Here is a 22,923-nt window from a genome sequence, read left to right on the forward strand (position 1 = left end):
CGGAGGTCGGATGAAAGCGTTCGTCGTCGAGCACCTCACCGGCCCGGCCGGGGGAACCGTCAGGGACGTCCCGGAGCCGGTCGGTGCACACCCGTGGGCCCGTGGCGAACGCCTCCTGGTCGACGTCCGGGCTGCGGGCGTGTCCTTCCCGGACCTGCTGCAGAGCCGTGGTGAGTACCAGCACGGGATGCCCGTGCCGTACGTCGCCGGTGGCGAGATCGCCGGCGTGGTGCTGGAGGCGGCGGAGGGCAGCCGCTTCTCGCCCGGGGACCGGGTGGCCGGCGTGACGGTGTGGGGCGGTTTGGCCGAGAGAGCCGTGGTGATACCGCATTTTGCCGCCCGGATCCCGGACCATTTCTCCTGGGCGCAGGGTGCGGCGTTCGTGCTGAACTATTCCACCGCGTGGTTCGCCCTGTACCGGGTCGGCGCCCGCGCCGGCGAGACTGTGGTGGTGCAGGGCGCATCGGGCGGTGTGGGCACGGCGACCGTTCAGGTTGCCCGCGCGCTGGGGATGGTGCCGATCGCCGTGGTGTCCGACGACCGCAAGGAGGCGGCGGTCCGGACGGCCGGGGCTCAGCTGGTGATCCGGCCGGAGCCCGGCTGGCACTCGGTCGTCCGCGAACTCACCGGCGGTGTCGGGGCCGACATCGTGGTGGATCCCGTCGGCGGTGATCGGTTCACCGACTCGCTGCGGTGCCTCGGGGTCGGCGGCCGGTTGGCCGTCGTCGGTTTCGCCGGTGGCGGGATCCCGACGGTGCGGGCGAATCGCCTGCTGCTGCGGGATCTCTCGGTGGTCGGCGTGGCGCTGGCCCCGTACCTCGAGCGCTACCCGGCCGTGGCGGGGGAGATGATCATGGCCCTGGAGGACCTGGCGGAGCGGGGCGAGATCCGACCGTTGGTCGGTCACGAGCTGCCCTTGTCCGCGGGAGCCGAGGCGCTGGCCCTGTTGGACCGCCGGGAGGCCGTCGGCAAGGTCGTGGTCGGCGTCCGCTGAGCACGCCCGCGGCGATCCGCATGCCGGGTCAGAGCAGGAGGACGCCACCGTCGACCGGCAGACTCACGCCGGTGACGTAGGCGGCGCCGTCGCCGGCGAGGAAGCAGACCACCGCCGCGATGTCGGACACGTCGCCGATCCGGCCGAGGGGGATCCGGGCATCGATGATCTTCCGCCGGTAGTTCTCGCTGTAGTTCGCGGTCGCCTCGGTGAGGAACACGCCGGGCAGGATGGCGTTGACCCGGATCCCACGGGCGCCGAACTGGGCGGCCAGATCCCGGGTCAGTCCGAGTACCGCGGCCTTGCTCGCCGAGTAGCCGGCGGCCGGCATCTTCGCCGTCGTCACCGCCATCACGCTCGAGATGTTCACGATCGCGCTGCCCGGTGGCATGACCCTGGCAGCGGCCTGCACCATCCAGTAGGTCCCGAAGAGGTTGACGTCGACCACGGACCGGAAGTGTTCCGGTGGGTCCTCGGTGGCCGGGTGGTATTCGCCGCCGACTCCTGCGTTGTTGACCAGGATGTCGACCCCGCCGAGATCGGAGACCGCCCGTTCGACCAGGCGGTCGCAGTCGCCGATCACCGTCACGTCGGTCGGCACGGCCACCACCCGCCGCCCCAGCGCACGGATCCGGTCCGCGGTCTGCTCCAACAGATCGGGTCGCCGCGCGCCGATCGCGATGTCGGCACCACTCTGGGCGAGTCCGATCGCGGTCGCGACACCGAGACCACTGGACGCGCCGGTGATCACCGCGACCTTCCCCGCCAGGGAGAACCGCTCCAGTACGGGGACGGTGATCGGCTCCTGCGCGACATCTGCCATGTGACATCGGTACCACCACCGAGGCGCAGGTCCGCGGCTGTGTCACCGGCACGGTGTGGGTCGCCACACCGGCGCAGCCCGGCAGGTTTGCCCGTCGGCCCGCGGACCCGGACGGTGGGACGGTGAGCGATGCCGATCTCGACATGGTGACCGCGCGGGCGGCCGCGGCCGCGGCGCGCCGTTGGTCAGGAGCGATCGTCGGCGACCTCCGGCCGCTCCCGGGCGGTGTGTCGAGTCTGACTTATGCCGCCCGTCTCACGGTGGACGGCATCGACCGCAGCATCGTGGTGAAGATGGCGCCGCCCGGCTTTCCGCCGGTGCGCAACCGCGACGTGCTGCGGCAGGCGCGGGTCCTCGACCAGCTGGCCGTGACCGGTGCGCTGCCGGTGCCTGCCGTGCTGTTCCACGACGATGGCAACCCACCGATGTTCGGCATGGAGTTCGCCGAGGGCCAGTCCTACGAACCGCTTCTCGATGTCTCCCAGGCGCCACCCGAGCCGGGGGTGGTCCGGGCGCGGGCCTTCGCGGCGGCCAGGGCACTGGGACGCCTGCACGCGGCCGACCCGGCCGTGGTGAGCCCGGCGGGGGAGCCCACACTGTCGATCGCCGACGAACTCTCCCGGTGGTCGGCACTCCTGGGCACCGTGCCGCCGGACATCGCACCCGGCCGGGACGACCTGCAGAACCGGCTCGCCGGTCGACTGCCGGACGCGATCCCGTCGACGCTGCTGCACGGCGACTACCGCTTGGCGAACATGCTCTTCAACGGTCCGGACCTCACCGCCGTCATCGACTGGGAGATCTGGTCGATCGGTGACCCGCGGACGGACCTGGCGTGGTTGCTGATGCATTCCGACCCGGCTCACCGGTTCCACCGCACCCGGCCGCCGGCCGATCGGTGGGCAGGCACCGGTATGCCCGCGGCGGACGAGACACTGTCGGCCTACCTGACCGAGCATCCCTTGGCCGAGATCTCCGACCTTCGGTGGTTTCTCGCCTATTGTCACTACAAGACGGCCTCCACCATCGCCGTTTTCGTCAAACGCAACCGCCGGCGGGAGGTGCCGGAGGCGAAGCTGGTCGTCGCGGACGAGGTGTTGGCCGGCGTGGTCCGCCGGGGTCTCGAGATCCTGGACGGTGCGGTCGATCCGCTCGGACCGGTCGGTGCGCCGCACACGATGGGTTGACAGGGACGACCGCATCCGGCGCAACGGATTGCGGGGAGGTCAGTCCCGCACGCGGACGACGACCTTTCCGGTGGCCGCGCGTTCCTCCAGTGAGCGCATCGCCGCGCCCGCTTCGTCGAACGGGAAGACCCGGCCCACCCGTGGCGATATCCGGCCCGCTGCAGCCAGTCCCTCGACGGCGTCCGAGACGGTGCGCAGGGTGCCCGGGTACTCGGTCTCCATGTTGTCCATGGTGATGCCGGTGACGGTCAGGTTGCGGTGCAGCAGCCGGTTCACCTTCACGGTCGGGATGCTGCCACCGGTGAAGCCCACGACGACCAACCGGCCACCCTGCCGGAGCGAGCGCAGCGAGTCGGTGAACCTGTCCCCGCCGACCGGGTCGATCACCACATGGACCCCGCGCCCCCCGGTCAGGTCCTTCACGTCCTGCAGCCACGGCCCGTCCGACCTGACGACCTCGTGCGCACCCGAAGCCTTGGCAACAGCGGCCTTCTCGTCGGAGGACACCACGGCGATCGCGGTGACGCCGAAGACGTCGGCCAGGTCGAGCGCGGCGGTGCCGACCCCGCCGGCCGCTCCCTGGACCAGCACGATCTCGCCGGGCTGCGCGGCCGCCCGGTGGTAGGCGTACCAAGCCGTCGAGTAGTTCATGTAGAGCGAGGCGCCCTGCTCGAACGTCAGGGAGTCGGGCAGCTTGACCGTGTACTCGGGCAGCGCGAGCGTCCGCTCGGCGAGGCCGCCGTGCCAGACGATGCCGCCCACCCGGTCGCCGGTCGCGAACCGGGAACCGGACGGGGCCTCGAGCACCACCCCGGCAACCTCGCTGCCGGCGACATACGGTACAGGGACGCCGTTCTGGTACAGACCGCGGGTCTGCAGCGGGTCGATGAACGACAGGCCGACCGCGTGCACCTCGACCAGCAGCCGCTCACCCACCGCGCGCGGGTGGGCACCCAACGGTTCCGGGAGGTCGGTCAACCGGACGGTCTCGGGGCCGGTGAGTTCCTCGACCAGAACGGCTCTCATGATGCGGGTGCTCCTTGCTCGGTCGGACGGGGGTGGTGCCGGGATGTGCCTGGATGTTCAGCGAAAGTATGCGACGAGCGCGTCGGCGACGCAGGCCGGCCGCTCCCTGCCCTCGATCTCGAATCGCTGCCGGATGGTGAACCGGGTGCCGCCGTCGAGCGGCGCGGCGCGGACCAGGGTCGCCGACATCCGCACCCGCGACCCGACCGTGACCGGCGCGGTGAAGCGCACCCGGTCGAAGCCGTAGTTGAGTCCCAGCCGGTGACCGCGGACCTCGAAGATCTCGTACAGGAACTTCGGTCCCAGGGCGAGGGTGTAGAGGCCGTGCGCGATGGTGCCACCCAGTCCTGCCTCGATCCCGCGACCGGGATCCAGGTGGATGGCCTCGAAGTCGTCGGTGGCGTGGGCGAAGGCCGTGATGAGGCTCTGGTCGACCGTGTGCCACCCGCTGGTGCCCAGTTCCTGGCCCAGCAGGTCCTCCAGATCCTGGACGCCGTCCACGATTCTCATCTCGCGATCCCATCACGATCCTGTCCGGCGGCCGCACGGCGTCAGAGAAGGCGGTGGAGGAATCAACACCCGCCGGCGTAGACGGGTCCCCGGCGTCAGCGGACCGGCCCTAGCGTTCGCGGACATCGGCGCCCGTCGGACCCGCCGCGGCCCGGACGTCGCGGCGACGACATCACCGGCGCCCCCACCGACGAACTGGAGACCACCGTGGACTGGTCGATACCGACCGACGTCACCGCGTTCCTCGCGGAGCTCGACGCCTTCATCGAACGGGAGATCGCGCCGCTCGAGGCCGCGCATCCCGAGTTCTTCGACCACCGCAGGGAATTCAGCCGGACCGACTGGGAGCGTGACGGGTTCCCCGCCAAGGCCTGGCGCGAACTGCTGCTGGAGATGCGCCGCCGCTCGGACCGCGCCGGCTTCTTCCGCTACGGGCTGCCGGCCGAACTGGGAGGCCGCGGCGGCACCAACCTCGCCATGGCGGTCATCCGGGAGCATCTGTTGACCAAGGGGTCCGGCCTGCACTTCCCGCACGCCGACGAACACTCGGTGGTGGCGAACCTGCCGCTCGCGCTGGTGCTGCACCACTACGGCACCGCCGAACAGAAGGAGGCGCTGCTCGAGCCGTTGATCTCGGGCGAGATCGAGATCGCCTTCGGGCTCACCGAACCCGGGCACGGCAGCGACGCCACCTTCCTGGAGACGACCGCCGTCCGCGACGGGTCGGACTGGATCATCAACGGCGCCAAGCGGTTCAACAGCCTGGTCGACTGCTCGTCGGTCGACGTGGTCTTCGCCAGGACCGGCGGCACCACCGGGAAGGCCGACGGGATCACCGCCTTCCTGGTGCCGACCGACGCCGAGGGCTTCTCGGTCCCGTACAACCACTGGACCTTCAACATGCCCAGCGACCACTCGGAGGTGCACCTCAAGGACGTCCGGGTGCCGGCCTCGGCCGTGCTCGGCGAGGTCGGCCGCGGGCTCGACTGCGCCCAGCTGTTCGTCCACGAGAACCGGATCCGGCAGGCGGCCTCGTCTCTCGGTGCTGCTCAGTACTGCATCGACCGCAGCGTCGAGTACGCCCAGGAACGGGTTGTCTTCGGAAAGCCGCTGCGCGATCACCAGGGTATTCAGTGGCAGCTCGTCGAGCTGCAGACCGAGGCGGAGCTGGTGCGCAACACCATCCACCGGACAGCGTCCATGATGGACGGTCTCGGCCGGACCGAGGTGTCGGACAAGGTGGCGATGGTGAACTTCCGCAGCAACCGGTTGGCCTGCGACGCGGCCGACCGGGCGATCCAGATCCACGGCGGGGTCGGGTACACCCGGCACAAGCAGTTCGAGCACATCTACCGGCACCACCGCCGCTACCGGATCACGGAGGGCACCGACGAGCTGCAGCTGCGCCGGATCGCCTCGCGGATGTTCGACTTCAGCCGGTGAGGCCGGGACCGTCCAGCCCGGACCACACGAACGAGACCAGCCGGTCCGCCGGGTCGCCGAGTCGGACCACGGCAGCGGGCCAGAAGGCCACCGAGAACGCCGTCCCCAGCACTGCCTGGGTGAGCACGGCGATCTCCTGCGGGTCGCGGCCCGGGGCCGCCGCTGCCACCACCGCCTCCCACCGCCCGATGTAGGCGCGGCGTCGGCGGGTGAACGTCTGCCGCCAGGGGTCGACCAGGTTCCGGTCCTCGCGCTGGTAGATGTTGACCAGCTGCCGCCGGCGGACGGCGTAGTCGACGTGGTGGCGCAGCAGGGTTTCCAGGCGAAGTCGAGGGGCCTGGGGTGGGCCGTCGTTCACCTCGCCGGTGGCGCCGGTCGCGCGATCCAGCTCGTCGATCGCCTCGTCGAACAGGGCGGCAAGGATTTCGTCCTTACCGGTGAAGTGCCGGTAGATGGCCGGGCCGGAAAGGCCCGCCCGGCGGCCGATCTCGTCCACCCCGGCACCGCCGAACCCCTTCTCGAAGAAGACCTCGGCGGCGGCGTCGAGGATCCTCCGGTCCCTGGGCATCCGCCCACGGTAGCACCAGCTGTGAACGAACGTTATCGTGAGGGCGCCGCGACCTGCGGACCACCCAGCGATCGAACTCGAGGAAGAGGCGGTGACCACCCGCGTGTCGACACCGGGCCAGGGGGCGTCGGGGGACGACCGGATCGGCCTGCGCCGGGCCGACCTGCTGCGTGCACGGGGGTCCGGGCTGCTGCAGATGACTCGCGACCTCGGGGTCGACGACACCGAGATCGACCCGGGCTCGGCCACCGGTCTGCGCCGGTTGGACGGACAGCTGGCGATCCTCGGCGGACGGCTGCGGGAGCAGCTCGCCTCGGCCACCGAGGGCGCCGACTGGCAGCGACTGGCCAGGTCCAGCCATGCCCTCAGCGAGGTGCACACGGTCCGCTACGGCATTCACGAGTTCCTGTCCGCGGAACGGTTGCGGCGGCTGGCGAGACTCGAGCGCGGGCTGGAGAAGCTGCGCCGCGTCCAGGATCCGGAGGAGCTGCTCGCCCAGGTCTGCCAGGCGGTCGCCGAGTGCTGCGGGTTCGACCGGGTGATGCTGTCCCGGGTGGACGGGTCGGTCTGGCGACCGTTCCGCAGCTTCGGGGTGACCGAACGTGCTGCCGACGAGCGGTTCCGCGAGTGGATCGCCGGCATCCCCGAGATGCGCTTCGACCACCGGACCGTCGAGTCGGAGATCGTCCGCAGGCGCGGGCCGGCGATCGTCGACGACTCCGACCCGCGGATCTCCACCGCCCTGGTCGAGCTGTCCGGTACCTCCTCCTACGTGGTCGCGCCGCTGATCCCCGAGGACAAGGTGGTCGGGTTCTTGCATGCCGACCGGGAGAACGATGCCGTGGTCCCGCTGGACCGCGACGTGCTGGCCGCCTTCGCCCGCTCCTTCGACCACATCTTCGAGCGCGCGGTCCTGCTGCAGCGGTTGGCCGAGCAACGGGACCGGGTGCGGGCGGCCATGCAATCGGTGGACGCGGCACTCGAAGAACTGGCCCACGGCGAAATCGAACTGTCCACCCGGGCACCGGGTCCCATGCTCGTGAGCTCGAGGCTCGTCCCGCTGCAGGGTGGTTCCGGGTTCGGCACCATTCTCACCAAACGGGAGGTCGAGGTGCTGTCGCTGATGGCCACCGGCGCCTCGAACGACCGGATCGGGGAGGCGCTGGTCATCGCCGGCGGCACGGTGAAGTCCCACGTGAAGCAGATCCTGCGCAAGCTCCGGGTGGAGAACCGGGCCGAGGCGATCGCGCTCTACCTGCGGGAGACCATCGGGCGGGGACGCACATGAAGGTCGCCGGACATCCGTCAGGCCGAACCCGGCTGCCTGCCCCGTCAAGGAGAGTTCCATGAGAGCAGCAGTTCTCACCGCGTACGGTGAACCCGGCGTGCTGGACGTCCGCGAGACCGACGATCCGCGGCCCGGTCCCGGTGAGGTGCTGGTGGAGCTGCGGGCCGGCGCGCTGAACTGGCACGACGTGCTGGTGCGGCGGGGGCAGTACCGATCGCCGTTGCCGCACGTCCCGGGTTCGGACGGGGCCGGCGTCCGGGTCGACACCGGGCAGGAGGTGGTGGTGCTGCCGTCGTTGCACTGGGGACCGCGGACGGCCGCACCCGGTCCGGGGTGGGAGATCCTGGGTGACCGCCGGTGGGGGACCCACGCGGAGCGGGTGGTGGTGCCGGCGGACTGCGTGGCGCCGAAACCTGCCGGCTGGACCTGGACCCAGGCGGCGGCGCTGCCGCTGGTGGGCCTGACCACCTACCGGGCGCTGTTCACCCGGGGACGGCTCGTCGCCGGTGAACGGTTGCTGGTGCTGGGTGCGGGCGGTGGCGTCGCCACCATGGCGGTGCTGCTCGCGGCGGCGGCCGGTGCCTCGGTGACAGTGACTTCGTCGTCCGCCGCGAAGATCGACCAGGCGGTGGCCCTGGGCGCGGAGGGCGGGGTGCTGTACACCGACCCGGACTGGGTGCGGGCGGCCAGATCCCGGACACCGGACGGCGGGGGCTACGACCTGGTGCTCGACGCCGTCGGCAGCTGGGCGGACTCCGTGGCGGCGCTACGGCCGGGGGGTCGCCTGGTCGTCCTGGGTGCCTCCCGGGCGGAGACCGCGACCCTGTCGCTGCGGCCGTACTACTTCGGGCAGTACGACCTGCTCGGCACCACCATGGGCAGCCCGGCCGACTTCGCCGGGCTGCTGGACATGATCGACCGGCACCGGGTGCCGCCGCCGCCGGTCAGCAAAGTGTTCGACATCGCCGACATCGTCACGGCGCACGAGTACCTCGAGACCGGGAGCGGTTTCGGAAAGGTCGTCCTGCACATCGGCTGACCGCCACCGGCGACGGGAGACACCGCTCCGGTCCGCACTCATCACCCACCATCAGGAGAGCAACATGTCCGCGACCACCAAGGTGCGTTACGAGATCGAGCAGGGCGACATCGCCTGGATCGTGCTGGACGATCCGGCCAGCCGGAACGCACTCGGCGACGAGATGCTCGACGAACTGCTGTCTGCCTTCGAGCGGGCCCGCTCCGACGATGCGGTGCGGGTGGTCGTCCTGGCGTCCTCGCACGAACGGATCTTCTCCGCGGGCGGGGATCTGAAGGCCTTCGCCGACGACACCCCGACGATCACGAAGTACGCCGGATTGGAACGGTTCCCGCGGCTCTACCGGCTGATCGGGGCGCTGGGCAAGCCGGTGATCTGTGCCGCCGGCGGTGACGTGCTGGCCGGGTCGTTCGGGTTGGCGCTGGCCTGCGATCTGGTCATCGCCAAGGACACGGTGTCCTTCGGCTGCCCGGAGATCAACGTCGGGGTCTTCCCGTTCATGATCTCGGCGCTGATCTACCGGAACATCGGCCGGATGCGTGCGAACGAGCTGATGCTGCTGGGGGAGCGGATCGGCGCCGCGGAGGCGGTGTCCCTGGGCATCGCGAACAGGGCGGTGCCGGCGGCGGACTTCGACTCCACGGTGCGCGACTGGGCGCGCCGGCTGGCGGACAAGTCCCCGCTGCTGATGCGGCTGGGCAAGGACGCGATCGATGCCACCAGGGACATGGCGCTGCCGGAGGCGTTGCAGGCGTTGCAGTCCCAGCTCGCGCTGGCCTTCACCACCGACGACATCAAGGAGGGGGTGGCCGCGTTCCGGGAGAAGCGGGCGCCGCAGTGGACCCTTCGCTGACCTGCACGCCCACCTTGACCCATTCGGTCCGACCATTCTATTGTTGGAGCGAACCAGAGTGGGTTGTGGAAGGAGCTGTCATGGGTTTCGCCACCGTGTCCGATCGGTACTCCGCCGAGGAGATCGAAGGCTTCTACGCGACCGGGCAGTGGCAACCCGAGACCTTGACGGACCTGGTCGAGCAACAGGTCGCGGTCCGCCCCGACCGGGTGTTCCTCACCGACGACACCACCTCGCTGACGTTCCGTGAGCTGCGTGACCGGGGGCTGGGCCTGGCGGTCGGACTGCACCGGCTGGGCATCCGTGCCGGCGACCGGGTGGCGGTGCAGATGCCGAACTGGTCGGAGTTCGGGGTCATCGCGGTCGCGCTCTCCCGGCTGGGCGCGATCATGGTCCCGATCATGCCGATCTATCGCAGCGACGACGTCTCCTACGTGCTGCGGACCGCAGGCGTCCGGGCGGCGATCGTGCCGGAGTCGTTCAAGAAGTTCGACTACCTCGGCATGTACACCGATCTGCGGGCGGAGTGCCCGGAGCTGACTGACATCCTGGTGCTGCGTGGAACTCCGGGCAGAGTCGCGGCGGACGGGGTCCACGACTTCGCCGGGTTGGTTGTCGACGTGCCGGCCGCCGACGCCGCGGCCGAGATCGGTCCCGGGGTCGGTCCGGACGACCCGATCACCATCGTCTTCTCGAGCGGCACCACTTCCCGGCCCAAGGGTTGCCTGCACACGTTCAACACCCTTGCCTGTGGGTCCCGGCTGCTGGCACAGGCTTTCGGCTACACGCCGGACGACGTCCAGTTCGGGCCGTCCCCGGTGACGCACACGACCGGGCTGGTCACCAGCATCGTGCTGCCGATGATCCACGGTGCCGGGTCGCACATCATGGAGGCGTGGGAGCCGGTCGCCGGGATCCGGCAGATCCGGGAACGGGGCTGCACGGTCACCGTGAACGCGACCACCTTCCTGCAGATGCTGCTCGACGCCTTCGATCCCGCCGTCGACGACCTCGGCCGCATGCGGCTGTGGGTGGCGGCCGGAGCACCGATCCCGGCGGCGATCATCGAACGGGCGGGGAGCGCTGTCCCGGGCCTGCAGGTGCTGAGCCTGTACGGCCGTACGGAGAACGTCACCACCACGACCTGTACCGTGCGGGACGAGCCGGTCCGCTCGCTGACCTCGGACGGCCGGCCGTTGCCGCTCCAGTCGGTGAAGATCGTCGACGAGTTCGGAGACGAGGTGCCCCGCGGCCAGGAGGGCGACATCGCCTACAAGGGCGCGATGCACATGCTCGAGTACATCGGCAATGCCGCGGAGACCGATGCCCTGTTCACCCCGGACGGCCACTCTCGCTCGGGTGACCTCGGCACCATGGACGCGGACGGCTACGTGCGGGTGACCGGGCGCACCAAGGACATCGTGATCCGCGGCGGCATGAACATCAGCGTCCGGCAGGTCGAGGACATGTTGTCCTCCCACCCGGACATTGCCCGGGTCGCGGTGGTCGGGATGCCCGACCCGCGGCTGGGTGAGAAGGTCTGCTGCTACCTGGTTCCCGCCGCCGGGTGCACGGCACCCGACCTCGCCGGGATCCGCGAGTACCTGCTGGGCGCCGGTCTCGCGATCCAGAAGGTCCCGGAGCGGGTCGAGGTCGTGCAGGAGTTGCCCACGACTGCGACCGGGAAGATCCAGAAGCACGTGCTCCGCTCGATGATCGCCGAGACGCTCTCCACCCAGAACGCCTGAACGGGCAGCGGCCCGGGCTCGTCGGTCGCGCGCCCGGGCCGGGTACGGCGTGGGTCAGACGGGCTCGTTGCGCAGCACCGCGGTCCCGGTGACCACCGGCGACCCGCCGACCTGCACCGACAGTGCGAGGGTGGTGGTCCCGGCATCGTCATCGACATCGCTGATGGTACCGCCGATCTCCAGGACGTCCCCGATCCGGACAGGTGCGGTGAACCGGACCTCGAAGGACCGGAGCCTGGTGATGCCGAAGGTGTCGGTGACCCAACCGGCGAGCAGGGCGGCCTGGAACTGGCCCATCGCGACAATGCCGCCGAGACCCGCCTCGGCGGCGAATCCCGGATCGTGGTGCAACGGGTTGAAATCGCCGCCCGCACCGGCGAACCGGACGATGTCAGTCTGGGTGACCGGGCCGAAGGTGCGCGGTACCGGAGCTGCAGGAAAGTTGTCGACCACTGCGTCCTCGGTCGACGGGTCGGCACTCATGAGGCGCTCCGTTCGATGATGGTCTCGGTGACCCGCACGACCCTGGTGTCGGCCGCATCCAGGTAGTCCGTCCGCAGGGTGATCCGCCGCAGCGAGCCGCCGGTGCGGGTCGCCCGCCGTTCGTCCGCGACGACGTGACGCATGCCGCGCAGGCTGTCGCCGGCGACCAGCGGTCGCTCGTAGTCCCAGCGCACCGCTCCCACGACCACCCGGGGCAGATCGAGCCCGAGCGCGCGGACGAAGGCGAGTTGGTCCCGGTGGTGCCCGGCTACGACGACATGGGTTGCGGTCGCTGCGATGTCGGCCAGGCCAGCGGAACGTGCCGCGGCGCTGTCGCGATGGATCGGATCCTGCACGGCGGTGGCCCGGACGAACTCGCCGATCTTGCCGCGCTCGACCTCGAACTCGACCCGGTCGATCTCCACCGGACCGTCCGGGCCGTCGGCTCCTGGTGCGGTCATCCCGACTCCTCCCGGACTGCGCGCCACCAGGAATGTCCGGGGACGCTGCACTGCGTTTCGGTCCGACCTATAGTATCATTTCCATTGTCGGCGACGAGGCTGGTCGGCGACGTGACGACGCACGAGAGGGTGGCCGATGGAGCTCGCCGATTCCCCTGACGAAGCCCGGTTCCGCGCCGAGGTGCGCACCTGGTTGGCGGCCACACTGCCGACCCTGCCCTGGCCCGAGCCGGTCGAACTGGTGGCGAAGCTCCCGTTCTGGCAGGAGTGGCAGCGCAAGCTCTACGACGGCGGGTACGCCGGGCTGTCCTGGCCGGTGGAGTACGGCGGCCAGGGGGCGGACCCGGTGCGCCGGGCGATCTTCACCGAGGAGCTCGACCGGGCGGGCGCGCCGGAGCGGCTGAACACGATCGGCGAGGACTTCGCCGGACCGACGATCATCGACTTCGGGACCGATGCGCAGAAGGAACGATTCCTGCGCCGGATCCTGACCGGCGAGGACATCTGGTGCCAGCTGTTCTCCGAGCCGGAGGCCGGTTCCGACCTGGCCTCGCTGCGCACCAGGGCGACGAAGGTCGACGGCGGGTGGCGCATCGACGGTCAGAAGGTGTGGACCAGCCGGGCCCACCTCGCTGCCCACGCCATCCTGCTGGCCCGCACCGGCGGCGGGCCGCGGCACAAGGGCATCACCTTCTTCCTGGTACCGATGGACACGCCTGGCATCTCGGTGCGGCCGCTGGCGCACATGCTGGGCGAGGCGGAGTTCAACGAGGTCTTCCTGGAGAACGTCTTCATCCCGGACGATCTGCGCGTCGGTGAGGTGGACGGCGGATGGAAGGTCGCGATGGGCACCCTGGCCTACGAGCGGGTCGCCATCGCCACCGGCCGGGTCAACACCCAGCAGGCGGTGTCCGACATCATCAGCGACGTCCGCGGGATGACCGCCGAGGACGGATCGCCGCTGGGTGCGGTACCGGCGATCCGGCAGAAGGTGGCGGACCTCTACGGCCGTGCGCTGGTGCACTACCTCATCGGACAGCGGGTGATCGCGAACGCCGCGGCGGACGGCCCCCCGGGACCGGTCACCTCGATCGGGAAGCTCTACTTCTGTCCGCTGGTCGAGGATCTCGCCGACTTCCGGCTGTCGCTGGACCCGATGGGTGGTCAGTCCCTGCCGGACGACCCCGACGAACCCGCCGACAAGTGGCTGCGCCTGGCCTACCAGGCCCGCGGGACCGCGATCGCCGGCGGCTCGACCTACATCCAGCGCAACATCGTCGCCGAGCGCATGCTCGGCCTGCCGAGAGGCTGAGCACCGTGTCGGACTACGTGTGGCACCCGTCGCAGGACTACATCGAGAACGCCAATGTGACGAGACTCGGGCGGCGGTACGGGCTGTCGACGATCGACGAGCTCCGCGCCCGGTCGGTGGCCGACGTCTCCTGGTACTGGGGTGCGGTGGTCGAGGATCTCGGTCTGCCCTTCGAGCAGCCCTGGACCCAGGTCCTGGACGTGAGTCGGGGGATCGAGCACCCGGACTGGTTCGTCGGTGGCCGGGTCAACGTCACGGACGCCTGCGTCTCGCGGTGGCGCGAGGATCCCGCTGTCGCCGCCCGGCCGGCGGTCGTGCACGAGGCCGAGGACGGCACCGTCCGGTCGATGACCTACGCCGAGCTCGACCGGCAGGTCGAGGCGGCGGCGCACGGGCTGCAGCAGGCCGGGGTGCGCAGCGGCGACGCGGTGGCGCTGTTCCTGCCGATGATCCCGGAGGCGGTGGTCGCGGTCTACGCCGTTGCCCGGCTGGGAGCGGTGCTGGTACCGCTGTTCTCGGGATTCGCCCCGGCGGCCATCGCCTCCCGGCTGCAGGACGCGGCGGTGACGACCGTGATCGTCGCGGACGGGACGGTGCGACGGCGCAAGCCGGTCGCGATGAAGCCGCTGATGGATCAGGCCCTCGCGGACTGCCCGACGGTGCGGACGGTGGTGGTGGTGTCGAACGCCTCCGCTGCCGTGCCGACCGACCCGCGGCCGGTCGATGCCCCAGGTGCGGCGACGGAGATCGCCTGGGCGGAGTTGCTGGCGAACCCGGAGCCGGTGGCGCGGGTGTCCACCGGCGCGATGGACACCCTGCTGCTGGCCTACACCTCCGGGACCACCGGGCGTCCGAAGGGGGCGGTGCACACCCACGCCGGGTTCCTGGTGAAGACCGCCAGCGAGGTCGCCTATTCCTTCGACATGTCGGCCGGCGGGGTGTTCTGCTGGATCACCGATCTGGGCTGGATCATGGGTCCGCTCTCGATGATCGGCACGCACGCCAACGGCGCCACGCTCCTGCTGTACGAAGGATCCCCGGACGTCCCGGACCTGAACCGGCTGTGGGACCTGGTACAGCGGCACCGGATCACCATGCTCGGGGTGTCACCGACCCTGATGCGAACACTTCGGCTGACCGACGGCGAAGCCCCGCCCTACGACCTGTCCTCGGTGCACACCATCGGGTCGACCGGCGAGCCCTGGGACCCGGAGTCCTACGAATGGATGGCCCGGGACGTCTTCGGCGGTCGGGTGCCCGTGATCAACTTCTCCGGCGGCACCGAGGTCGGCGGGTCGTTCCTGGCACCGTACCCGGTGGAGTCGATCCGCAGCTGCTCGCTCGGCGGACCCTCGCTGGGCATGGATGTCGATGTGGTCGACGACTCCGGCGCTCCGGTGCGCGGGAAGATCGGCGAACTCGTGTGCCGGCAGCCCTGGCCGGCGATGACCAGGGGGGTCTGGCAGGACGAGGAGCGCTACCTCGAGTCCTACTGGTCGACGTTCCCCGGTCTGTGGCGGCACGGCGACTACGCCCTGGTGGAGGACGGGCAGTGGTACATCCGCGGCCGGTCCGACGACGTGATGAACGTGGCCGGCAAGCGTCTGGCGCCGGCCGAGGTCGAGGCCGTGCTGGCCGCGCACCCCGCGGTGGCTGAGTCGGCCGTGGTCGGGATGCCCGATGCCAAGAAGGGCGAGACACCCTGGGCCTTCTGGGTCGCCCGGCCGGATGTCGCCGCCGATCCGGCCCACGACGAGGAGGTCTCCGCGGAGCTGCGGGCCATGGTCGGTGCGGCGCTGGGCAAGCCCTTCGCGCCCGGTGCCGTGCACCGGGTGGACCGTCTTCCCAAGACCAGGTCGCAGAAGATCCTTCGGCGGGCGGTGCGGGCGGCCGCGCTCGGCACCGACCCCGGGGACCTGTCCGGCGCGGAGAACCCGGAGGCCGTCGACGAGATCCGCCGGACACTCACCGGTTCCGTCGTTCCCGCGGGCTGATCGCAGCGCCGTCCGCTGGTGCCTGTCCCCGGCCGGCTGGTCGACGGGACCTGCCGGCCGCCAGATCACGACAACCTGGTGCGCGCTCTCGCAGCAGCGTCCGCCTTGCCCGCCTCCAGGTCGCCGACGGCCAGCGTCCGGGCATAGGCGGCCGAGGTCGCCGCCTCGTGGGCCAGGCCCTCGGCGAGTGTCGTGCGGGCGCCCTCGTCGATGAGACGCTTGTAGGTCGTGACGATCTCGCGGTTGCCGTCGGCGAAGTCGTGGGCCAGCGCCAGCGCCGCCGGCATCAGATCCTCCGGCTCCAGAACCCGGTTCACCAGGCCGATCTCGAATGCCCGGTCGGCGTCGACGAAGTTACCGGACAACGAGATCTCCTTGGCCCGTTGGATCCCGATCTGCCGGGCCAGCCGCTGTGACAGGCCCCATCCCGGGAGCAGGCCGACCCTGACGTGGGTGTCGGCGAACCTGGTCGTGCGGTCGGCGTAGACGACGTCGCACGCCAGCATGATCTCCATCCCGCCGGTGATGCAGAACCCGCGGAGCGCCACGATGATCGGGATGCTGCAGTTCTCGATCGCCAGCACCGGGTTCTCCTCGGCGACATCCTGCTGGGTGCCCCGCTCGTCGGCCTCCTTCAGGTCGAAGCCGGCGGTGAACGCCCGGTCCCCTGCGCCGGTGAGGACGATCGCACCGACGGTGCCGTCGGCGTCGAGCTGCTCGATCGTCGTGTGCAGCGCGCGACGCAGCTCCGCGGACAGCGCGTTCAGCACCTCCGGGCGGTTCAACGTCAGGATCGCCACGGCGCCGTCCCTGCGGATCAGCACCGTGTCGCTGCCGGATTCGATGTCGGTGTCGCTGGGGTCGGGCACGTGTGCTCCTCGGCAGGTGTGCAGCACCGGTGGTTCGTTCGACCGGTGGGATGGTGAACAGTATGCACCCGTGCGGGTTTCGTCACCCACCCGTCACTTGCGGCGCCTTCGCCCGGGGCGACCGGTCAGCGGCGCAGCCGCTCGAGCAGTTGCGTCGTGCTGCGCGCGGGCTCGACGGACAGCTCGGCGAGGCGGTGTCGGCAGGACCGGAAGATCTCGATCACCCGGTCGTCGTCCCCCAGATCGCCGGCGATGCGCATGGCGAGCCGCCAGGCGCTCTCGCGGTAGGGGGAGGTGTCCAGCAGCGTTCTGACCTGCCGTTCCGCGTTGATCAGATCACCGGTCTCGTAGGCGGTCTCGGCGACCCGGTGGAGCAGTTCCTCCTGCAGGTCGGCGGCCTCCCGCCGGACCTCGGTGGCCCACCCCGCGGCGGAGTCGGGGAGGTAGACGCCGGAGCCCGTGGCGAGGGCATCCGACAACGCCGGATATCGGCTCGGCCCACGGACCAGGGACGCCTCCCGCGACCTGCGGCGGAGGTCTTCCCAATCGCTCCGGATCGGCGCCCAGCGCCAGCGGACGGTCGACGCGGTGACCTCGAGACAGGTGTCTCCGATGGTGCTCCGGATCTCGCCGAGGGCCCGGCGCAGGTAGGCCTGAGCGCTGTCGTCGGTGCGGTCGTCGAAGAGTTCCCGGAGCACGGTGCTCCGCGCGACGCCGGCCCGGTGGGCTGCTAGCGCGAGGAAGCACAGCAGCTCCACGCTCCGCCGCAGGCGCAGGCTCACCGGCCGTCCGTCGACCTCGACCACCACGTCGTCCATCTCGTGGACCCGGACCGTCGGCCCGGACCCGTCGTGGTCGACCGCAGGGACCGTCTCGGTGGGACGGAGGCCGTGTCCGAGACGGTGCCACGGTGAGTCGGCCTCCGGGGAGGCATCGACGAGCCGGGAGAGCACGAGAGGGAACTCGCGGAGGGCCTGCAGCAGCAGGTGGTCGGACCCCTGGATCTCGGCCGCCCGCAGGGCCGCGGCCGCGGCCGCGGCCATGACCTCCTCGTCGCCCGTGTGCCAGGCCGCCTCCGCGAGATAGACTGCAGCGCTGGGGACGTGCAGCTGCCGGTCCCAGGCGAGCATGTAGTCCAGCGCGGTCGCCAGGTGGGCCTGCGCCGATTCGTGGCGCCCCTCCTTGAGATCGGCCAGCCCGAGCCAGAGCGGGAGCTGCTCCATGACGCGGCGGTGCTGCCGGGCGGTCGGATCCGACTCGACGAGGCCCAGGGCGCGTCGTGCGCGGGGGATGTCGTCGAGGTGGCGCAGCGAGACGGCTGCTTCGAGCAGCAGGTGCAGGTGCTCGCAGTAGCGACTGGCACTTCGCGCCCGATCCGTGGTCGCCGACAGCAGCGCCACCGCCTCGTCGACCCGCCCGAGGTCCAGCAGCAACTCCACCCGCATCCGGGACAGCGCGGGCGACTTGCCCGGGTCGGTCCATTCCGAGATCAGTTCCTCCGCATCGTGCAGGCGCCCGGATGCGCGCAGCGCCGCCACCCGACTCGACCGGGAGGCGTTCCACGGTGCCGGCCTGCGGTTCACGAGCTCGCCGAGACGGCCGTGCATGAGGTCGAAACGGTGGAGCATGCCGTCGACGACCTCTCCGCAGTCGGGCGACCGGTCCCGGTAGTGATCGAGCGTCCCCGCGGCGTCCAGGCCCAACCCCGACCGCCACGCGGCGGTGATCGTCCCCGGCCTCGACCGGTCGAGAACGGTCATGGCGTCCTGTTGCCGTCCTTCGTGGCTGTAGCAGGCCGCGATCGTCCCGGCGAGCCCAGGTTCGAGCTCCCCTCGGGGGGCGGAGCTGTGCAGCAGCACCAGCAGTCGATCGGCGATCCGCGCGCCGTCGGACCAGGACTCGTCATCCACCGCAACCACCAGTTGGGCCCGGGTCAGGGTCGTGGTCGCCGCGATCGCCGCGCTGCTGATCCGGCCCAACCAGCCGGCCACCACCCGCACGTCGCCACGGGCAAGCGCCTCCGGTACCGCTCGGACGACCGCCTCCCTGAAGACATCGTCGTCGCCGGCATCCTGCGCCGCCCTGACCGCGTCCGCGGCACGGCCGGAACGCAGCAGCCGCAGCGCGTGGCGACGGTGCACCCCGGCCGCGGCGCCGGATTCGTCGAGCTGTCGGCGAAGGTACTGGCGGAACATGGGGTGGCAGCGCAGCTCGCTGCCGTCCTCCGAGGTCCAGAGCGGGAGGAAGCGGCCGCGGAAGGTCGCCAGCGTGCTGGTCGCCTCCGGAACCCCGACGGCGGCGGCGTCGTCGGCCGTCACCGTGTCGAAGACCGACGTCGCCACCAGGAACCACTGCAGGGCGGGGGACAGGTCACTCATGATCTCGGCGGCGAGATAGCTGTTCAGGGCTCCCGACTCGCCGCCGCTGCCGTAGGCGTGCTCGGGGAGACGCCAGGCCTGGAACAGGATGCCGGAGATCCAGCCGCCGGCGGCGGCCACCGCCTCAGCAGGCGTGCCGGAGCCGTGGTCCAGGACCCCGTACAGCTCGGCGGCCTCCGCGACGTCGAAGGCCAGCTCGCGCTCCTCCAACCGACCGACGCCGCCGACATCGAGACGTCCCCCGAGACGGAGCGGGAAGTCCCTGCGGGAGATGAGGACGACCCGGACCTCGTCCGGCAACGAGCGCAGGAACCTGCTCAGCGTCAGTGCGGCCTCCGGGGCGTGCTCGAGATGCTCCACCTCGTCGAGCACGATCGTGCCCGCCCGGTCGTGCAACGACTCGGCGAGCAGCGCGGCCGTCTCGATGTGCGGCACCTCGGCCTGCAGGGCGCGGGAGGCCAGGCCGTCGAGCGCCGCATGGACACGGCGGAGCGCGATCTCGAGATGGGTCAGCAGGCGCCCGGGCGCGTGGTCCGACTCGTCGAGGGTCAGCCAGCTGGTCAGGGGGAGGCGGTCCGCGACCAGATCCACCACGGCGGTCGTCTTCCCCGATCCGGCGGATCCCAGCACCCAGGTCACCTGGTGCGTCGAGCACAGCGCCGCGAGGCGGTCACGGACCCGCGCCCGGCTGATCACCCACCTGTTGACCGGCGGGACCGAGAACTTGGGCCGTCCCGTTTCGTCGGCGTGCGCGGCCGGTCGTCCGGGCGGACCGGCCGCCCTCGTCGGACCCGCCTCATCAGGTCGGGCATGTGATTTCGGCTGCATTTCGGCACCCACAGTAGCGTCTGGGATGTCGGTCACCGGGGCTTCCTTCCACGCAGAGGTGGAGGTCGCCACAGGTGCCGGTTCGGCGGCCCGACGTGCCGCCGATGACCGAACCCGCAGCAGTGTCGAAGTCAGTCCACACACGAGGCCCGGCGCCGACCTCCGCACCGCGGATGCGCCGCCGGTCCGTCCGGCAGACCAGGATCGCCCGTCGGTCCGCCCGTCCACCACAGACCTCGTCGCCGATCGGCGTTCCCCGAACGACCCGGCGGCGGCGTCTGCCACCGCAGCACCGAGACAAAGGCGTTTCCACATGAAGAATGCTGTCCGGGCAGGTGCCCTGCTCGCAGTGATCGTCACTGCCGCCGCGTGCGGTTCCGACTCCGGCGGAGGGACGTCCTCCACCCAGGCGGGATCGAGCGCGTCCCCGCAGCAGCTCTCGGCGGTCGCCGCCGCGGTCGAGGCGGACAGCGCCGTCCCGTCGTGGACGGCGCCGGGCCCGGCCCTGGACGGCTCGAAGTTGCGCGGGAAGAGCATCTACGTCATTCCGATCACCAGCCAGTCCCCGTTCGAGATCCAGGTGGAGGAGACCGAGAAGGAGATCGCCGCGAAGATGGGGATCGAGCTCACGTTCCACACCAACCAGGGCACCGTCGCCGAGTGGGTGCAGGGCATGAACTCCGCCATCGCGGCGAAGCCGGACCTGATCTTCCTGCAGTCCGCGCCGGATCCGCGCCAGCTCCAACCGCAGATCGCCGCCGCCAACGCCGCCGGGATCCCTGTCGTCGCTTCGCACATCTGGGATGCGAAGGACCCGCAGGCTCCGGACTGCATCGGTTGCACCGGCCTCGCTGCGGTCGTCAAGGGACCGTTCTCGGATGCGGGTCGGATGATGGCCGACTGGGTCATCAACGATTCGAAGGGCACGGCCAATGTGCTGATGGTCGGCATCAAGGGCATCAACTCGGGGGACGTGGTGAACGCGGCCGAACAGGCCGAGTACGCCGCCAACTGCCCCGGGTGCAAGGTGACCACGGTCAGCCTGACCCTCGATCAGATCAGTGGCGGTTCGCTGCAGGCGGTGTCGAGCGCACTCTCCGCGGACCCGGGCATCGACTACATCGTCCCCACCTTCGACATCCTGGTCGACGGCACGATCGCGTCGATGAACACGAGCAACCGCGCGGACGGGGTGAAGGTCGTGTCGTTCGGCGGCACCTCCTCGGTGATGGCGCAGGTCGCGAATCCGGACAGTGTCGTCGCCGCCGACGTCGCGGAGCCACTCGCCTGGACGGCCTACGCGAACCTCGACCAGGCCTTCCGGATCATTCTTGGCATGCCTCCGGTCGAAGCGGCCACCCCGGCACGGGTTTTCGACAAGACCACCATCTCGAACGCCGGCGCGGCACCCGCCTATGCCGACGGGTTCGGCACCGAGTTCGCCGACGGGTACTGGAAGCTCTGGGGTCTGGCCGGGTGACCGGGACGGACGACCTCGGGGACCGGCCCGGGGAACCGTTGCTCCGGATCTCCGGCCTGTCGAAGGCCTACGGGACCACCCAGGCACTGAGCCACGCGGACCTGACCGTCGAGTCCGGCGAGATCCACGGGCTGCTGGGCCAGAACGGTTCGGGGAAGAGCACATTGGTGAAGTGCATCGCCGGGGTCGTCACTCCCGACGGCGGCCGCATCTTCGTCCGCGGGGAAGAGATCCCGCTGCCACTGACGGCCGCCAGGTCCGAACAGCTCGGCCTCCGGTTCGTTCACCAGAACCTGGGACTCGTTGATTCCCTGAGCGTGGCGGAGAATCTCATGCTCGAGAAGTTCTCCGGCGGGCAGCGGCACATCCGGTGGTCGGGGGTGTTCGCCGACGCCGAGAAGATGCTGGGTCAGTACGGTCTGCGCGTCGATCCACGGGTGGCGGTGCGGACGCTGACCCCGTTGATGCGGGCCCAGGTCGCGATCGCCAGGGCGCTCGCACCACTGCGGGCCGGCGGCGGCGAGGACCGGCGGGCGCTGCTCGTCCTCGACGAGCCCACGGTCTACCTCCCGAAGAAGGAGGTCGGAGCCCTCTTCGACCTGCTGCGCCGGGTGGTGGGGCACGGCCACGGGGTGCTGCTGGTGACGCACCGTCTCACCGAGTTGCTCGAGAACACGGCACGCGTCTCCGTCCTGCGTGACGCCCGCATCATCGAGACGCTGGTCACCGCGGGCTCGAGCGAGGACGAGATGGTCGGGATGGCAGTGGGTTCCGAGTGGCACAGCGGCACGGACCCGCTCGAGCAGGCTCAGGCGGTCACATCCGTCGCACCGGCGGAGCCTGGCGGTGCCGGTACGGTGACCGTGTCCGGCCTCGCCTCCCGACATCTGCGCGGCGTCGATCTCGAGCTGCTGCCGGGCGAGATCCATGGATTCACCGGTCTCGCCGAGAGCGGCTACGAGGAACTGCTGTACGCGATGTTCGGCGCCGAGGAGCGGGCTGCGGGCTCGCTGACCCTGGGGAACCTCCGGCTCGATCTTTCCCGTCTGCTGCCGAGGCAGGCGATCCGGAACGGTGTCGCGCTGGTACCGGCGAACCGACTGCAGCAGGGCATCGCCGGAGTCGCCAGCATCGAGGAGAGCCTGAGCCTGCCGGTGCTCGAACGGTACTTCCGGGCAGGCAGGCTGCGGTTGGGCCGGATGACAGCGGCGGGCGGGGAGGTGATCTCGAAGTACGGCATCGTCGCCGGCGGACCCTCGACGCGGGTGGACACCCTCTCCGGAGGCAATCAGCAGAAGGTGTTGATCGCGAAGTGGCTGCAACGCCGGACGGCGCTGCTGCTGCTCCACGAACCGACCCAGGGCGTGGACATCGCGGCCAGGAACGACATCTGGCAGTTCGTGAGGGAAGCCGCGTCGAACTGTCCCGTCCTCGTGGCGAGCTCGGACTACGACGAGCTCGCCACCCTCTGCACACGGGTCTCGATCGTTGCCAACGGCCGGATCGCCACCACACTCGCCGGTCGCCGGATGACCGCGGACGGCATTGCAGCGGAGTGTCTCAAGGTGCCCGGCCGTGCCGTCCCACGAGAAGGAAGCAGGTAGGTCACGTGAGCCCGACAGAAGCAGCCAAGAGGTCG

The 22,923-nt window shown here is 70.5% G+C and carries 19 protein-coding genes; 11 read left to right on the forward strand and 8 right to left on the reverse strand.

The window, feature by feature from the left end:
• Positions 1-10: 10 nt before the first annotated feature.
• Positions 11-994, forward strand: a complete 984-nt coding sequence (locus tag GIS00_RS00675; RefSeq protein WP_154766521.1) for an NADPH:quinone oxidoreductase family protein — start codon at positions 11-13, stop codon at positions 992-994.
• 28 nt (positions 995-1,022) lie between these two features.
• Here the strand turns inward: GIS00_RS00675 and GIS00_RS00680 are convergent, their stop codons facing one another.
• Positions 1,023-1,817 carry an SDR family NAD(P)-dependent oxidoreductase gene (locus GIS00_RS00680; protein ID WP_154766522.1) on the reverse strand — a complete coding sequence of 265 codons (795 nt, stop codon included), beginning with the start codon at positions 1,815-1,817 and terminating at the stop codon, positions 1,023-1,025.
• A 122-nt stretch (positions 1,818-1,939) separates the two neighbouring features.
• Here GIS00_RS00680 and GIS00_RS00685 point away from each other — a divergent pair, with 122 nt between their 5' ends.
• On the forward strand, positions 1,940-3,004 hold the full coding sequence (locus GIS00_RS00685; protein WP_322097303.1) for a phosphotransferase family protein: 1,065 nt from the start codon (positions 1,940-1,942) through the stop codon (positions 3,002-3,004).
• A 39-nt stretch (positions 3,005-3,043) separates the two neighbouring features.
• Here GIS00_RS00685 and GIS00_RS00690 read toward each other — a convergent pair whose 3' ends face one another.
• Both GIS00_RS00690 and GIS00_RS00695 read right to left on the reverse strand, forming a co-directional pair.
• Positions 3,044-4,030, reverse strand: coding sequence for an NADPH:quinone oxidoreductase family protein (locus tag GIS00_RS00690; protein WP_154766523.1), 987 nt, complete (start codon positions 4,028-4,030; stop codon positions 3,044-3,046).
• Between the two features lie 57 nt (positions 4,031-4,087).
• Positions 4,088-4,540, reverse strand: coding sequence for a MaoC family dehydratase (locus tag GIS00_RS00695; protein ID WP_154766524.1), 453 nt, complete (start codon positions 4,538-4,540; stop codon positions 4,088-4,090).
• A gap of 207 nt (positions 4,541-4,747) precedes the next feature.
• On the opposite strand from GIS00_RS00695, the gene GIS00_RS00700 reads away from it, so the two are divergent.
• The gene (locus tag GIS00_RS00700; RefSeq protein WP_322097304.1) at positions 4,748-5,983 is read left to right on the forward strand and encodes an acyl-CoA dehydrogenase family protein; all 1,236 of its coding nucleotides are present in this window, start codon (positions 4,748-4,750) and stop codon (positions 5,981-5,983) included.
• On the opposite strand, the gene GIS00_RS00705 is transcribed toward GIS00_RS00700, so the two are convergent.
• Positions 5,973-6,551 (reverse strand): TetR/AcrR family transcriptional regulator, encoded by a 579-nt coding sequence (locus GIS00_RS00705; protein WP_154766526.1) that lies wholly within the window; start codon positions 6,549-6,551, stop codon positions 5,973-5,975. The genes GIS00_RS00700 and GIS00_RS00705 overlap by 11 nt on opposite strands.
• A gap of 91 nt (positions 6,552-6,642) precedes the next feature.
• Here GIS00_RS00705 and GIS00_RS00710 point away from each other — a divergent pair, with 91 nt between their 5' ends.
• The 4 genes from GIS00_RS00710 (at position 6,643) to GIS00_RS00725 (ending at position 11,479) form a co-directional block, all read left to right on the forward strand.
• A complete protein-coding gene (locus tag GIS00_RS00710) occupies positions 6,643-7,839 on the forward strand; it encodes a LuxR C-terminal-related transcriptional regulator (RefSeq protein ID WP_154766527.1) in 1,197 nt (398 codons plus the stop codon).
• 58 nt (positions 7,840-7,897) lie between these two features.
• Positions 7,898-8,878 (forward strand): quinone oxidoreductase family protein, encoded by a 981-nt coding sequence (locus tag GIS00_RS00715; RefSeq protein WP_154766528.1) that lies wholly within the window; start codon positions 7,898-7,900, stop codon positions 8,876-8,878.
• Between the two features lie 64 nt (positions 8,879-8,942).
• A complete protein-coding gene (locus GIS00_RS00720; protein ID WP_154766529.1) occupies positions 8,943-9,731 on the forward strand; it encodes an enoyl-CoA hydratase/isomerase family protein in 789 nt (262 codons plus the stop codon).
• 80 nt (positions 9,732-9,811) lie between these two features.
• Positions 9,812-11,479 carry an AMP-binding protein gene (locus tag GIS00_RS00725; RefSeq protein ID WP_154766530.1) on the forward strand — a complete coding sequence of 556 codons (1,668 nt, stop codon included), beginning with the start codon at positions 9,812-9,814 and terminating at the stop codon, positions 11,477-11,479.
• Positions 11,480-11,533: 54 nt separating this feature from the next.
• On the opposite strand, the gene GIS00_RS00730 is transcribed toward GIS00_RS00725, so the two are convergent.
• Both GIS00_RS00730 and GIS00_RS00735 read right to left on the reverse strand, forming a co-directional pair.
• Positions 11,534-11,962 carry a MaoC family dehydratase gene (locus GIS00_RS00730; RefSeq protein WP_154766531.1) on the reverse strand — a complete coding sequence of 143 codons (429 nt, stop codon included), beginning with the start codon at positions 11,960-11,962 and terminating at the stop codon, positions 11,534-11,536.
• Positions 11,959-12,423, reverse strand: coding sequence for an FAS1-like dehydratase domain-containing protein (locus GIS00_RS00735; protein WP_154766532.1), 465 nt, complete (start codon positions 12,421-12,423; stop codon positions 11,959-11,961). The genes GIS00_RS00730 and GIS00_RS00735 overlap by 4 nt, the downstream gene beginning before the upstream one ends.
• Positions 12,424-12,559: 136 nt before the next feature.
• Between GIS00_RS00735 and GIS00_RS00740 the strand changes: the two genes are divergently transcribed.
• Together GIS00_RS00740 and GIS00_RS00745 are read left to right on the forward strand one after the other, a co-directional pair.
• Positions 12,560-13,735 carry an acyl-CoA dehydrogenase family protein gene (locus GIS00_RS00740; RefSeq protein ID WP_154766533.1) on the forward strand — a complete coding sequence of 392 codons (1,176 nt, stop codon included), beginning with the start codon at positions 12,560-12,562 and terminating at the stop codon, positions 13,733-13,735.
• Between the two features lie 5 nt (positions 13,736-13,740).
• Positions 13,741-15,729 (forward strand): AMP-binding protein, encoded by a 1,989-nt coding sequence (locus GIS00_RS00745; RefSeq protein WP_322097306.1) that lies wholly within the window; start codon positions 13,741-13,743, stop codon positions 15,727-15,729.
• Positions 15,730-15,794: 65 nt separating this feature from the next.
• Here the strand turns inward: GIS00_RS00745 and GIS00_RS00750 are convergent, their stop codons facing one another.
• The gene (locus GIS00_RS00750) at positions 15,795-16,598 is read right to left on the reverse strand and encodes an enoyl-CoA hydratase (protein ID WP_322097307.1); all 804 of its coding nucleotides are present in this window, start codon (positions 16,596-16,598) and stop codon (positions 15,795-15,797) included.
• Between the two features lie 125 nt (positions 16,599-16,723).
• Positions 16,724-19,606: a BTAD domain-containing putative transcriptional regulator gene (locus GIS00_RS00755; RefSeq protein ID WP_196073056.1), complete on the reverse strand. Its 2,883-nt coding sequence runs from the start codon at positions 19,604-19,606 to the stop codon at positions 16,724-16,726.
• Positions 19,607-20,117: 511 nt separating this feature from the next.
• Between GIS00_RS00755 and GIS00_RS26755 the strand changes: the two genes are divergently transcribed.
• Positions 20,118-21,284: a sugar ABC transporter substrate-binding protein gene (locus GIS00_RS26755; RefSeq protein ID WP_196073057.1), complete on the forward strand. Its 1,167-nt coding sequence runs from the start codon at positions 20,118-20,120 to the stop codon at positions 21,282-21,284.
• Positions 21,281-22,888 carry a sugar ABC transporter ATP-binding protein gene (locus GIS00_RS00765; protein WP_196073058.1) on the forward strand — a complete coding sequence of 536 codons (1,608 nt, stop codon included), beginning with the start codon at positions 21,281-21,283 and terminating at the stop codon, positions 22,886-22,888. Before GIS00_RS26755 ends, GIS00_RS00765 begins: the two co-directional genes overlap by 4 nt.
• The last annotated feature ends 35 nt before the right edge of the window (positions 22,889-22,923 follow it).

Source organism: Nakamurella alba (genome assembly GCF_009707545.1).
Classification (GTDB): domain Bacteria; phylum Actinomycetota; class Actinomycetes; order Mycobacteriales; family Nakamurellaceae; genus Nakamurella; species Nakamurella alba.

What these genes read in the sequence shown, in the direction of transcription:
- GIS00_RS00735 (WP_154766532.1), bottom strand. Translation starts at nt 12,423, where the DNA reads ATGACCGCACCAGGAGCCGACGGCCCGGACGGTCCGGTGGAGATCGAC.
- GIS00_RS00705 (WP_154766526.1), bottom strand. Translation starts at nt 6,551, where the DNA reads ATGCCCAGGGACCGGAGGATCCTCGACGCCGCCGCCGAGGTCTTCTTC.
- GIS00_RS00730 (WP_154766531.1), bottom strand. Translation starts at nt 11,962, where the DNA reads ATGAGTGCCGACCCGTCGACCGAGGACGCAGTGGTCGACAACTTTCCT.
- GIS00_RS00675 (WP_154766521.1), top strand. Translation starts at nt 11, where the DNA reads ATGAAAGCGTTCGTCGTCGAGCACCTCACCGGCCCGGCCGGGGGAACC.
- GIS00_RS00720 (WP_154766529.1), top strand. Translation starts at nt 8,943, where the DNA reads ATGTCCGCGACCACCAAGGTGCGTTACGAGATCGAGCAGGGCGACATC.
- GIS00_RS00690 (WP_154766523.1), bottom strand. Translation starts at nt 4,030, where the DNA reads ATGAGAGCCGTTCTGGTCGAGGAACTCACCGGCCCCGAGACCGTCCGG.
- GIS00_RS00715 (WP_154766528.1), top strand. Translation starts at nt 7,898, where the DNA reads ATGAGAGCAGCAGTTCTCACCGCGTACGGTGAACCCGGCGTGCTGGAC.
- GIS00_RS00695 (WP_154766524.1), bottom strand. Translation starts at nt 4,540, where the DNA reads ATGAGAATCGTGGACGGCGTCCAGGATCTGGAGGACCTGCTGGGCCAG.
- GIS00_RS26755 (WP_196073057.1), top strand. Translation starts at nt 20,118, where the DNA reads ATGAAGAATGCTGTCCGGGCAGGTGCCCTGCTCGCAGTGATCGTCACT.
- GIS00_RS00740 (WP_154766533.1), top strand. Translation starts at nt 12,560, where the DNA reads ATGGAGCTCGCCGATTCCCCTGACGAAGCCCGGTTCCGCGCCGAGGTG.
- GIS00_RS00680 (WP_154766522.1), bottom strand. Translation starts at nt 1,817, where the DNA reads ATGGCAGATGTCGCGCAGGAGCCGATCACCGTCCCCGTACTGGAGCGG.
- GIS00_RS00725 (WP_154766530.1), top strand. Translation starts at nt 9,812, where the DNA reads ATGGGTTTCGCCACCGTGTCCGATCGGTACTCCGCCGAGGAGATCGAA.